Annotated in this window: 10 protein-coding genes; 6 read left to right on the forward strand and 4 right to left on the reverse strand. The window is 56.0% G+C overall.

The window, feature by feature from the left end:
* The first annotated feature begins 297 nt into the window (after positions 1-297).
* Together ACYSMN_RS05675 and ACYSMN_RS05680 are read left to right on the forward strand one after the other, a co-directional pair.
* Positions 298-1,323, forward strand: a complete 1,026-nt coding sequence (locus ACYSMN_RS05675; protein ID WP_488922883.1) for an OmpA family protein — start codon at positions 298-300, stop codon at positions 1,321-1,323.
* Positions 1,324-1,509: 186 nt separating this feature from the next.
* The gene (locus ACYSMN_RS05680; RefSeq protein WP_488922990.1) at positions 1,510-4,959 is read left to right on the forward strand and encodes a pyruvate carboxylase; all 3,450 of its coding nucleotides are present in this window, start codon (positions 1,510-1,512) and stop codon (positions 4,957-4,959) included.
* Between the two features lie 160 nt (positions 4,960-5,119).
* Here the strand turns inward: ACYSMN_RS05680 and ACYSMN_RS05685 are convergent, their stop codons facing one another.
* Positions 5,120-5,599, reverse strand: coding sequence for an META domain-containing protein (locus ACYSMN_RS05685; protein ID WP_488922884.1), 480 nt, complete (start codon positions 5,597-5,599; stop codon positions 5,120-5,122).
* A gap of 111 nt (positions 5,600-5,710) precedes the next feature.
* On the opposite strand from ACYSMN_RS05685, the gene ACYSMN_RS05690 reads away from it, so the two are divergent.
* Complete coding sequence (locus tag ACYSMN_RS05690; RefSeq protein WP_488922885.1) at positions 5,711-7,075, forward strand: M20/M25/M40 family metallo-hydrolase; 1,365 nt, start codon at positions 5,711-5,713, stop codon at positions 7,073-7,075.
* Positions 7,076-7,277: 202 nt separating this feature from the next.
* Here ACYSMN_RS05690 and ACYSMN_RS05695 read toward each other — a convergent pair whose 3' ends face one another.
* A complete protein-coding gene (locus ACYSMN_RS05695; RefSeq protein ID WP_488922886.1) occupies positions 7,278-8,141 on the reverse strand; it encodes a transporter in 864 nt (287 codons plus the stop codon).
* Between the two features lie 139 nt (positions 8,142-8,280).
* Complete coding sequence (locus ACYSMN_RS05700; RefSeq protein ID WP_488922887.1) at positions 8,281-8,619, reverse strand: tetratricopeptide repeat protein; 339 nt, start codon at positions 8,617-8,619, stop codon at positions 8,281-8,283.
* A 76-nt stretch (positions 8,620-8,695) separates the two neighbouring features.
* Here ACYSMN_RS05700 and ACYSMN_RS05705 point away from each other — a divergent pair, with 76 nt between their 5' ends.
* The 3 genes from ACYSMN_RS05705 (at position 8,696) to ACYSMN_RS05715 (ending at position 11,276) form a co-directional block, all read left to right on the forward strand.
* Positions 8,696-9,436, forward strand: coding sequence for an electron transfer flavoprotein subunit beta/FixA family protein (locus ACYSMN_RS05705; protein WP_488922888.1), 741 nt, complete (start codon positions 8,696-8,698; stop codon positions 9,434-9,436).
* Between the two features lie 116 nt (positions 9,437-9,552).
* Complete coding sequence (locus ACYSMN_RS05710) at positions 9,553-10,530, forward strand: electron transfer flavoprotein subunit alpha/FixB family protein (protein ID WP_488922889.1); 978 nt, start codon at positions 9,553-9,555, stop codon at positions 10,528-10,530.
* Positions 10,531-10,646: 116 nt separating this feature from the next.
* Positions 10,647-11,276 carry a bifunctional nuclease family protein gene (locus ACYSMN_RS05715; RefSeq protein WP_488922890.1) on the forward strand — a complete coding sequence of 210 codons (630 nt, stop codon included), beginning with the start codon at positions 10,647-10,649 and terminating at the stop codon, positions 11,274-11,276.
* 95 nt (positions 11,277-11,371) lie between these two features.
* Here the strand turns inward: ACYSMN_RS05715 and ACYSMN_RS05720 are convergent, their stop codons facing one another.
* Positions 11,372-12,031: a CPBP family glutamic-type intramembrane protease gene (locus ACYSMN_RS05720; RefSeq protein ID WP_488922891.1), complete on the reverse strand. Its 660-nt coding sequence runs from the start codon at positions 12,029-12,031 to the stop codon at positions 11,372-11,374.
* Between the last annotated feature and the right edge of the window lie 60 nt (positions 12,032-12,091).

Raw genomic sequence — 12,091 nt, forward strand, 5'->3', positions numbered from 1 at the left:
TAACACGTCGAGCAGTACGGTGCGGAGCTATCTACAGTGAGCTTGTATTGTAGCCTAGAACGATTCTGATAGCGTGTGTAAAAAAGAGGGTAAAGCTTATGCCATAGATGAAAGTATAGTTATTCTGGATTTAAGAATAGTCGTTTAGTATAGTTTAAAGAATATGTATTACATTTAAACGTCTTTTTGGATTCACTGCTCTCTCACATGAATCGTTCTCTACGCTTTCTGCTCTTTTTCTGCTTTTTCAGGTTCTTAATACTTGAAGCAGCAGCTCAGAACCAAGCCGTTGCCAGCATGAAGGGCACTGTACAATCGGCCAACAAAGAATCACTTTCCAGGGCTTCCATAACCATCGTACATATGCCTTCGGGCACACGCCGTACTGCCAGCACTGATGAGTCAGGCAGCTTCTCCATCGTGGATTTGCCAGTCGGTGGCCCCTACACGGTCCTGATCACCCAGCCGAGCTACGAGAAGGAGATAGTGAATAATGTTTTCCTGCAAGCGGGCAAAACGGCCAACGGCACATTTATGCTGCGTCCGGGCCCAAAATCTGCGCAAGCAGCTAAGCGCGGCAGAAACCACTCCACTGCTTCTCCCGATGATGTGCCCGGTTACACGCCTGCCCGCATCGAGCAAGTAGTAGCCTCTACCGCCCCGCCAACACCCGTTTTAGCGCCAGCAACAGCTTCAGCATCGGCTTCCGCAACAACCGCGGCAGTAACTCCTGAACCGGTTTCCGCTCGCCCTTCGCGCTATCCGGCCCGCCGGTACTCGCCCCGGGTGGTTGTTCCAATAGTCGGCGGACATTATGATGCCAAAACCGGCAACTACATCTATGATACGGGTGCGCTTACGGAGTTGAAATTGCCCAATGGCGACAAAATAACGGATGTTGGTGTCAGTTCGACGGAGAACCTGCTGTATCGTTTTCTTTCTGATCCGAGCGTAAAAGTGGACACCGTAGACTTGAGCCAAGGCTGGATAAACTTTGACCGGGTATTTTTTGAAAGCGGCCGAGCTACACTCACCAAAGAGTCAAGGACGCAATTGCGCAACATAGTTCTGCTGATGGGAGGTTATCCTAGGGCCCGTATTAAAATTGGCGGCTACACCGACAGCACTGGCACTTACAAGGTAAACCGATTGCTGAGCGAGGCCCGCGCCCGAACCGCTTGGTCTGCCCTGGTTGAAATGGGTGTCAGCCCCACCCGCATTGATGCCAGAGGCTACGGCTCCAATTACAACATCTCCACCAACCAAACCGAAGAAGGCCGCGCCATGAACCGCCGCCTGAGCGTGAAAGTGCTGACGAAGTAGCTTTAGGCGCTTAAAGCAGTTGGCACAACCGCTTAGCGATGTTGCTCACTGTTAGAAAGCTACATAGAGTAATGCCCCACCGAAAAGAAAGAGCCGGAAAGAGTTAGCGAATTTTCGCTAACTCTTTCCGGCTCTTTCCGTAGCTTGCTACGCGCATTCTCCCTCTACCAAACCCTGCACTTCAAGATGAATATCCGCAAATTGCTGGTCGCCAACCGGGGCGAAATTGCTATTCGCGTGCTCCGGGCCGCAACCGAGCTGGGCATCCAAACCGTGGCCATCTACACCTACGAGGACCGGTACTCGCTGCATCGCTACAAGGCCGATGAGGCCTACCAAATCGGGCGCGACGACGAACCACTGCGGCCCTACCTGGATATTGAAGGCATCATCCGAACGGCCAAAGAAAACGGTGTCGACGCGATCCATCCGGGCTACGGCTTCCTGAGCGAAAATGCCACGCTGGCCCGGCGCTGCCGGGAAGAAGGCATCATCTTCGTAGGGCCGCGGCCAGAAGTAATGGAAGCCCTCGGCGACAAAGTAGCGGCCAAAAAAGTGGCCGTAGAGTGCCAAGTGCCCATCATTGAAAGCAGCCAGCAAGACCTCACCGACGCGGAAATCGCCAAAGAAGAGGCGCACCGCATTGGCTACCCCGTGATGCTGAAGGCCGCGGCTGGTGGCGGCGGGCGCGGTATGCGTGTCATCCGCGACGATGAAGAGCTGGAACGCGGCTTCTTCGAGGCTCGCAATGAGGCGCTGAAAGCCTTCGGCGACGACACCGTGTTTCTGGAGAAGTTCGTGGAGAAGCCCAAGCATATCGAAGTGCAGCTGGTGGCCGACAACCACGGCGGACTGGTGCACCTCTACGAACGCGACTGCTCGGTGCAGCGCCGCTACCAGAAAGTAGTGGAAGTGGCGCCTTCCCTCAACCTGCCCGACCACATGCGCCACCTCATATATGAGTACGCGCTACGCCTAGGCCGGGCCGTAAGCTACAACAACGTCGGGACCGTCGAATTCTTGGTGAATCCCGAGCAGGACCGCATCTACTTTATTGAGGTGAACCCGCGCATCCAGGTGGAGCACACCGTCACGGAGATGATTACGGGCATCGACCTCATCAAAACGCAGCTCCATGTTGCCGATGGCCGCCGACTATCGGACCCAGAGATTAGGCTGGGCAACGGGCAAAAGCCGCTGAAAATTGGGTACGCCATTCAGTGCCGCATCACCACCGAAGACCCCGAAAACGACTTCAAACCCGATTACGGCACCATCACGGCCTACCGCTCGGCGGGGGGCTTCGGCATCCGGCTCGACCAGGGCTCGGTGTACACCGGCGTGAAAGTGTCGCCGTTTTTCGACTCGCTGCTCGTGAAAGTGTCCACGCAGGCGCCCACGCTACAAGACGCAGCCACCAAGATGGCCCGCACGCTCGATGAATTTCGGGTGCGCGGGGTGCGGACCAACATTCAGTTCCTGCAAAACATTATTGCCCACCCGGTTTTCATGGCCGGCGAGGCCAACGTGGACTTCATCAAGGACCACGCTGAGCTATTTCGGTTCAAGACGAGGCAAGACCGCGCCACCAAGGTGCTCAGCTTCCTTGGCGACGTGATAGTGAACGGCAACCCCGACGTGCGCGGCCTGCTCGACCCCAAGCGCGACCTGCGCAAGCCCCGTCTCCCCGAAGCCGATACGACGCAGTTCATCCCGGCCGGCACCAAAGACCGGCTCAGTGAATTGGGGCCGGAAGATTTTGCTAAGTGGTTGCGCGCCGACAAGCAGATTCACTACACTGACACCACCCTGCGCGACGCCCACCAAAGCCTGCTGGCCACCCGCATGCGCACCTTCGACATGCTGAAAGTTGCCGAGCGGTACGCCCGTCAGCACCCGCAGACGTTCTCGCTCGAATGCTGGGGCGGCGCTACGTTCGACGTGGCGTTGCGCTTCCTGCACGAAGACCCCTGGGAGCGGCTGGCCCGCTTGCGCAAAGCCGTGCCCAACATTTTGCTGCAAATGCTCATTCGCGGGGCCAACGGCGTGGGCTACAAGGCCTACCCCGACAACCTGACCGAGCGTTTCGTACAGCAAGCCGCCGAAACGGGCATCGACGTATTCCGCATTTTCGACTCGCTGAACTGGATGCCCGGCATGGAAGCTTGCATCGGCTTCGTGCGCAACAAAACGCAGAGCCTAGCCGAAGCCAGCATCTGCTACACCGGCGACATTCTGGACCCGCGCCGCAACCAGAAATACAACCTCGAATACTACCTGCGCCTCGCCCGGCAGATCGAAGATGCTGGGGCCCACATTCTGTGCATCAAGGATATGGCCGGACTCTTGAAGCCCTATGCCGCCACCGAGCTTATCACCGCCCTGCGCGATACCATCAGCCTGCCTATTCACTTGCACACCCACGATACGTCGTCGTTGCAGGCCGCTACGTATCTGAAAGCCGTGGAGGCGGGCGTCGATGTGATTGATGTGGCGCTGGGCAGTTTGTCGGGGCTCACCTCGCAGCCCAATTTCAACTCCGTCGTGGAGATGCTGCGCGGGCAGGAGCGCCACCGGGAGTTCGACCAACTCTCGCTCAATGAGTTTTCCAATTACTGGGACACCGTGCGGGAGCATTATTATCCGTTTGAGTCGGGCTTGAAGGCGGGCACGTCGGAGGTGTTCCAGCACGAAATTCCGGGCGGGCAGTATTCCAACCTGCGGCCCCAGGCTGCTTCGCTGGGCCTGCTCGATAAGTTTGAAACCGTGAAAACTACCTTCGCCGACGTCAACCAGCTCTTCGGCGACATAGTGAAGGTGACGCCTAGCTCCAAGGTGGTAGGGGATATGGCGCTGTTCCTCGTTTCCAACAACCTCACCACCCAGGACGTGCTCGAAAAAGGCGCGACCCTGAATTTCCCCGAATCAGTACGGGAGTTGTTCCGTGGCGATATTGGACAACCCGAGGGCGGCTGGCCGCAAGATGTGCAGCAAGTCATTCTGAAAGACGAGCAGCCTTTCACCGACCGTCCCAACGAGCATCTGGCCCCCATAGATTTTGAAGCCGAGGAGCAGCGGTTCGAGGAGAAATTTGGGCGGCGCGGCAAGTTCACCGACGTGCTGTCGTGGTTGCTCTACCCGAAAGTATTTGAGCAGTACTGGGCGCATCAGGAGGAGTTTGGCAATGTGTCCGTGGTGCCAACTACCGTGTTTTACTACGGCCTGCAACCCGGCGAAGAAACCATCATCGACATTGCCCGCGGCAAGAGTATTATCGTGGGCCTACAAAGCATTGGGCCGGTGAATGAGGACGGTATGCGCACCGTTTTCTTCTCGCTCAACGGCCAAACCCGCAATCTCGAAATCCGCGACAACTCGGTGGAGGTGAAGCGCGTGCAACACCCCAAAGCCGACAAGGCTAACCCCCGCCAGATTGGCGCGCCGCTGCAAGGTCTGCTCTCGAAAGTACTGGTGAAAGACGGCGAAGAAGTGAAGCGCAACGCCCCGCTCTTCATCATCGAAGCCATGAAAATGGAAACCACCATCACCGCCAACGACGACACTACGGTGCAAGCCATCAACCTCCCCGAAGGCACCCTCGTGAATGCCGATGATTTGGTGTTGACGCTAGGGTAAACAGCACTACGAAGCGGCATAGCTTACGCAGTAGGATTCGTTTTATTTTAAAAACGAATCCTACTGCGGTTCACCCACCTCGACAGCAACCCGGCAACGAACAACGGGTCCACTCTACAGAGCGTACGGTGGGCCCCTGAAGTCGGGGTTTGAACAGCCATTAGCGCAGATACACCGCGTGCAGCACGGCTACTGGCGGCGTGGCCTCTTCCCCGAATAGCGGTAGCGTGTCGCCGCTGATACGGTAGGTGCGGGTGGCAGCAAGGGCGCGCATAAAGCCGCTTTCCGTGTTGTTGTCGGCGGGACTGGCGCAGGCCATGCGAGTAGAGAGCAACGCACCGAAACGCAACTGTCCTTCGGCGGGTAGCTCAAAAGAACCCCGAAACCGGTTGCAACTGCCATTGCCTTCGGCGCTTAGTTCCGTGTTGCGAAGCAGTACATATGGCTCGCCATTGGTGGGGGCGGGTACGGCTTGGCCATTTAATTGCTGTAACACCCAACGAGTGTTGCGTAGCTCGGCATTAGGTGCGACAGTGCTTTCCGCTGGAGACTGAGGTGTATTCCTGCCTGATGTAGAATTAAATGCCTGACAGCCAATCAGTAAAATCAGTAAAATAGAGAGGCAGGAAGAGAGTTTCATCTTGAAAACGGGGCGAAAACCAGTTCGTCACTAGTTGGTCAAATAACAAAAAAGTTACTGACGTTCTAAACAAATTGTACAGAAGACAGAACAAAACGGTTATTTTGCGGTATGCGAAAAATAACCTTCTTCGTTCTGCTTCTGTTTACTGCTTCTTTTTCGCTGCATGCCCAAAAGAAGCTAGGTACTGTGCCGGCTACGCCGGGCGTATCGGCAAGCACAGTGGAGAGAGTAGTAAAAGCTCTAGCCGCCGACGATATGCAGGGCCGCGCTACTGGTAAACCGGGGGAGCAAAAGGCCGCCCAATACCTAGCCAACGAGTTTCAGCGAATTGGTTTGGAGCCGCTACCGGGCCTTACCACCTACGAGCAAACATTCCCAGTCTACGAATCTTACGTGGCTGCTTTATTCGTGACGCTTAATGGAGCTTCCATGTCCAAAGACAGAGTGTTGTTGGTTTCCAGCCAGCCGCACCTAAACTGGACCGACGAGGATGAGCCTGCCACGCGGGTAATAATGATAGGCGCACAAGATCCACAGGATAAGATAGATAAATGCCTGCGCGACATCTTGCGTCCTCGCGAGAACACCGTGGTGTTGCTTCATCCAACGCATATAAAATCATTCAAACGTCTTGCTTACCAAGCTAGTGCTAGCGGGTTGCGTCTCGAAAAAGCCGGAAACGCCTTCTCCAGCTTAGTGGTGCTTACCCCGCCTCCGACAGAGGGTAAGGTAAAGTTTCAGGTGGCCGGCAATACCACGGTACGTACGGTGGAACTGCGCAATATCGTAGGCGTGCTGCCAGGCAAGGATGCCAACCTGGCGGCAGAGCAAGTGATTTTTTCGGCCCACTACGACCATCTTGGCGTATTGGACGCCGTAATGGGCGATTCCATCGCCAATGGGGCTGATGATGATGCCAGCGGTACGGCGGCGGCGGTGGCCCTGGCCGAGTACTTCAAAAAGAAGGACAACAACGCCCGTACCTTGGTATTCGTAGCCTTCACGGCCGAAGAAATAGGGGGCTTTGGGTCGTCTTATTTCTCCCAGCAGCTTGATGCCGGCAAGACAGTGGCCATGTTCAATATCGAGATGATTGGCAAGCCAGCGAAGTTTGGACCCAACACCGCCTTCATTACGGGCTTCAACAAATCAAACCTCGGGCAGATGTTGCAGGCGGGTGTGAAAGGAACCCCATTTCGCTTCGAGCCCGATCCATACCCAACGCAAAACCTATTCTACCGCTCCGATAATGCCACGCTCGCCCGCCTCGGCGTGCCCGCCCACAGCATTAGTACCGACCAAATCCCGACCGACAAGCTCTATCATTCCGTGGATGACGAAGTGAAGAGCTTGGATTTGGCTAACATGACAGCCGTAGCGACGGCCATTGCCCGGGGTGCAGCTGGTATTGTAAACGGGCAACAAACGCCCACGCGCATTGCCCCGGAAACCGCCGCGAATCCAAAGCCTTGAACTGGGAAGTAAGCGCAACAGAAAAGGCTCTACACTAGCAGTGTGGAGCCTTCCGCGGCAATAGAAAAGGGCTGTAGGTTACTGAATAAGTTGCAAGCAGTGTGAAAAGAGGGCCAGGTTTGCCGGAGTGAAAATCACCGGTTGGTGGGGCAAAACTATTGGCTTCCAGGTCGGACAAGCACATGATGATGTGATACTGACCTCAACGAGGTAGGCGCAAACTCAGGCCGCTGCCGATGTATGGCCCAGCTGGAGTATAGGAACTAGTACCAGCACCTCCTCCCGCTGTAACATCGAGCCGAAAGTTGGGCCAGGGCCGCCAGTAAATACCCGAGCTAAGGCCTGGCCGCCACCCTGCCGTGCGCTGCCACGTGGTGTAGGTTTCGGCGAAGAAACCGAAGTTCTCCCCCAAAGGTCCATTGAGTGCCAAGGTTCCTAAATAGTGGCCGCGGCTGGTATCGGCCGCCTTGAAGCCTCGCTGCCGAAAACCCAAATTAGCTTCCAGTCCAAACCGCCGGCCTAGTTGCTGCGAGACTAGCAGGCGGGCCGCCGGTTCGTACACCTTATCGGAAAAAGAAGCATTGCCAGTGCCAGGAAAAGTTAGCTCGGCCAGCACTGCCACTTGCGAGCGAGTGTCTTGATTGGATGAGGCCAGCATCTTTGTGCCCACCGTAAGCGGTGTGAAGCCAGTTGGTCGCGGAATTGGCATTGCGCCACCTGCTTCGGCAGTAGAGGAAACCGAGCCAGGGCGACTGTGGCAATAGCTTTGCTCGACCCGTAATTCCATCAAACCGAAAAAGCCTACTCGTAGCAGACCACGGGAAAAGCCGGGTGCCGTGTTCGCACCGGCCGTTGACTTCACCTGGCGTTGGGTACCCATTTCCACCTGCACTTGTCCCGGCCGCAGGATATTGGTCGTTATGGTCTGGCCGGGTCGGTCGGGGCGAATGTTGCGGATGAAAGGCGTGTCGGTATTGTCGACGTTGGGATCAATGGTTTGGGCCAGGGTGCAGGCCGGACCAGCGAGCAGGAGCCCGGCGGCGGTCAGCAGAGTGGTCGTGCGCATAGTCCCCCGGACGCCGGCCACGGACGGAAAGTTCGTAGCCACCAGCGGATTCTACAGCCGCACCTCGATTTTCGGAGCAGATTACAATCCAGAGGCTGAATGATGCCACTATTTTTTTAGGCAGAGCATATTTCGTCGGCTAGTCGTCCTCGTAGTCCAGGCCGAGACATTGGTTGAGGGCTTGCTGCAACTCGCTGGCGGCGTGCATCTGGCCGGCTTTACGGCTCACTCGGAGACCTTCGCGGTAAACTTTCTCGGCTTCATCGGGCTTTTGTAACTGTTCGAGCAACTTGCCGGCGTGGTAGTACGTGCCCACGTAATCGGAATGTTCGGTCAGAAGTTTCTGAAAATATTCCAGTGCCCGCAGTGGCTCAGCCCTCTTGTATTCCGTTGCCAGCGCGTAAATGGTGAACGGGTCGTTGGGGTCGTCTTGATAGAAGGCCAGGAGTTGCTGCAAACGACTAGGTTGGGTTTCCATGGGGCGGGAGTTTTCAGTATCTTCGCCCCAAATTTGGGGCTTTCCCGCAGTTTATCCTCCACTCAAGCAGCCGTAGATGAAGTTTCTCGTTTGCATCAGCAACGTGCCCGACACGACCACCAAGATTGCCTTCACTCCCGATAACAAGGAGTTCAACAAGGCTGGTGTCCAATTCGTGATTAATCCTTGGGACGAATACGCCCTCACCCGTGCTATCGAACTGAAGGAAGCGCAGGGCAGCGGCACTGTTACCGTCCTCAACGTTGGCGAAGCCGACACGGAGCCTAACATTCGCAAAGCCCTGGCCATTGGCGCCGATGATGCCATCCGCGTCAACGCGGCTCCTAAAGATGCCTTCTTCGTAGCGCAGCAGATTGCCAACATCGCCAAAGAAGGCGGCTACGATGTCATTCTGATGGGTAAGGAAAGCATCGACTACAACGGTTTCCAGGTGCACGGCATGGTGGGCGAACTGCTCGGCATCCCAACAGTAGCCCCGGCTATGAAGCTGGACATGAGCGGCAATACTGCCACGCTGGAGCGCGAAATCGAAGGCGGCAAGGAGATAGTAGAAGTAAATACGCCGTTCGTGGCCTCGTGCCAGCAGCCCATGTGCGAGCCCCGCATCCCCAACATGCGCGGCATCATGACGGCCCGTACCAAGCCCCTGAAAGTGGTAGAACCCACCGGCGACGCTCCCCGTACCGAAGTAGCCGAATACGCCCTGCCACCCAAGAAGCAAGGCGTCAAGCTCATCCCGGCCGAAAGCGCCGGTGAGCTTATCAAACTACTCCGCAACGAAGCCAAGGTCATTTAAAGAGACATGAGACTTGGAGACATGAGAAGTGAGACAGGCGCCAAGTCTGCTTCATGTCTCTCCAACAAAAGTCGTCTGTCTCACTTCTCATGTCTAACAATCTCACCTCTAAGAAAATGTCTGTACTAGTTGTTGTTGAATGTGATGGTGGCGAGGTAAAGAAGTCCTCGCTGGAAGTGGCTTCCTACGGGAGCCAGGTGGCCCAGCTGCTCGGCACTACGGCTACGGCCGTGGCGGTGGGCGAAGCTACCGAAGCCAACCTCGCCAAACTCGGTGAGCAGGGAATCAGCAAAGTGCTCTACGATGCGGAGCCGCGCCTGAAGGATTTCGTGAACGGTGCGTACACCAAGCTCATTGCCGCCGCCGCGCAGCAAGAAGATTCCAAAATAATTGTGCTGGCCAACTCCAATATTGGCGCTTCGGTGGGCTCGCGCCTGTCGGTGCGGTTGCAAGCCAGCTTGGCCACCAACGTAGTAGAGCTGCCCAAAACGGATGGTGGTAGCTTCGTGGTGAAGCGCGGTGCTTTCTCCGGCAAAGCCTTCGCCGATGTGAAGCTGGAAGGTGAGCGGAAAATCATCGCCGTAAAGAAAAACTCGATTGAAGCCCTGCACGAAGCCGGCAAAACGGCGACGGTAGAATCCCTCTCGGCCCAGCTCACCGACGCTGATTTCGCCGATGCTCCCAAGCAGGTAGTGTTGCAGGACCAGGCCGGTGGCATCTTGCTGCCCGAAGCCGATAAAGTGGTATCGGGTGGCCGCGGCATGAAAGGTCCCGAAAACTGGAATCTGATTGAAGACCTCGCCAAAGCACTCGGCGCGGCTACGGCTTGTTCCAAGCCAGTTTCGGACGTTGACTGGCGCCCTCACCACGAGCACGTAGGCCAGACGGGTATCACGGTATCGCCAAACTTGTATATTGCTTGCGGCATCTCGGGTGCTATTCAGCATTTGGCCGGCGTCAATTCGTCTAAAGTGATTGTCGTCATCAACAAAGATCCCGAGGCCCCGTTCTTCAAAGCAGCGGACTATGGCATCGTGGGCGACGTCTTCGACGTGCTGCCCAAGCTCACGCAGGCCGTGAAGGAACTCAGCTAAGTGAGCGAATGAAGAAGAGAGCGAATGCGTGAAAAGCCTAAAAAACATTCACTCATTCGCTTTTTTCACGTTAGACTTGTCATTCGCTCATCCACCATTTACTCATTCACTTATTCGTGAAGAAGATTCCGCTCGAAATCCTTGGCTTGTCCTCGAGCCAGTCGCAGTCAGGTTCTTTCGCTCTCATTTTGGGCGAGAAAACCGGCAATCGGCGTTTGCCGATCATTATTGGCATGTTTGAGGCGCAGAGTATTGCCATCCAGATAGAGAAAATTAACCCGAACCGGCCCCTCACGCACGACTTGTTCAAGTCTTTCGCTGAGCATGTGCACGTGGCTGTGCTGGAAGTCCTCATTTCGGACCTCAAGGAAGGGGTGTTTTACTCGAAAATCGTCTGCTCCGATGGCGCCAGCACGTTTGAGCTGGATGCTCGTCCTTCCGACGCCATTGCCATTGGGCTGCGTTTCGGCGTGCCAATCTTCACGGTGGAAAGCGTACTGAGCGAAGCCGGCATCATTCTCTCTGACCTCGACGAAAATGCCGATGACACGGACGATGAGGACGAAGACGAGGATGACGACGACAGCAACAATGAAGGTCCGGCCAAGCCGGAACCTACCCCGCGCGACCCAAGCGGGCAAGTGTCGTTGGATGAGCTGACCAAAATGTTGGCCCAGGCGCTGGAGCGCGAGGACTATGAAAAAGCCGCCAAAATCCGCGACGAACTGAATAAGCGCAACGGCTAGTTGCAGATTTCTTTCTATTAAGAAAGGCCGCACCTTACTAGGTGCGGCCTTTTCTTTGTCCGGTTAGCCGGTAAATGGAAGGCAGTGAATGTCTCTCAGATGACGCTGCCGTGGTAGAAATAGTCGCCTAAGCCTACCGTGAAAATAAGCATGCCGTAGAGGGAATGCTCCAGCCATGCTAGGCGTAGCGAATAGGTGCGAGCGTACGTTTCGGCGAAGAGCCAGCCGCCGGCTAAGGTGAGCAGTACGGCGGGCCAGTTTTGAAATATCAAGTGCATGAAGCCAAAAGCGGCGGCGCTACCTAGCAGGGTGGCGTAAGCACTGCGAAACAGCGGACGGTACCGGCCGAAGAACAGCGCCCGGTAGATTACCTCCTGCGGATAAACCGAAAATAGCGGATAAAAAACCAGAATCGATAGCCACAGCCGCGGCTGCGTGCGAGGCAGTACGAATAATCGATTAGGCGTGAGAATCCATACCAAGGCTATCAACAGAATAGCACTCAGGGTAAAGCGCCACAGCAGCCGCTTTAGTTGTCGCTGCTCGTTGCGCCCAACGGGGCCGCGCCACAAAGGGCGGTAGTGTGGAAAGTGCTGCCGCGTGAGCCACCACGCTCCCCAAGCGGTGAGCAGGACGAGTAAAGCCAGCAAGACAGCTGGTTGCCACCAGATACGCAATGCCACCGGGCCTACTACAAACAACACTAGCCACTCCGCCCACCGCCATACCCGTGGGCTTATAATACGCTGCTTCAAAGCCCGATGGAGTTAGAAAAACACATGTTGCCGACAGCCAAAGTTTCGAGGATAGCCAAC

Source organism: Hymenobacter sp. M1-2 (assembly GCF_057808495.1).

What these genes read in the sequence shown, in the direction of transcription:
- ACYSMN_RS05685 (WP_488922884.1), bottom strand. Translation starts at nt 5,599, where the DNA reads ATGAAACTCTCTTCCTGCCTCTCTATTTTACTGATTTTACTGATTGGC.
- ACYSMN_RS05710 (WP_488922889.1), top strand. Translation starts at nt 9,553, where the DNA reads ATGTCTGTACTAGTTGTTGTTGAATGTGATGGTGGCGAGGTAAAGAAG.
- ACYSMN_RS05705 (WP_488922888.1), top strand. Translation starts at nt 8,696, where the DNA reads ATGAAGTTTCTCGTTTGCATCAGCAACGTGCCCGACACGACCACCAAG.
- ACYSMN_RS05700 (WP_488922887.1), bottom strand. Translation starts at nt 8,619, where the DNA reads ATGGAAACCCAACCTAGTCGTTTGCAGCAACTCCTGGCCTTCTATCAA.
- ACYSMN_RS05690 (WP_488922885.1), top strand. Translation starts at nt 5,711, where the DNA reads ATGCGAAAAATAACCTTCTTCGTTCTGCTTCTGTTTACTGCTTCTTTT.
- ACYSMN_RS05695 (WP_488922886.1), bottom strand. Translation starts at nt 8,141, where the DNA reads ATGCGCACGACCACTCTGCTGACCGCCGCCGGGCTCCTGCTCGCTGGT.
- ACYSMN_RS05675 (WP_488922883.1), top strand. Translation starts at nt 298, where the DNA reads ATGAAGGGCACTGTACAATCGGCCAACAAAGAATCACTTTCCAGGGCT.
- ACYSMN_RS05680 (WP_488922990.1), top strand. Translation starts at nt 1,510, where the DNA reads ATGAATATCCGCAAATTGCTGGTCGCCAACCGGGGCGAAATTGCTATT.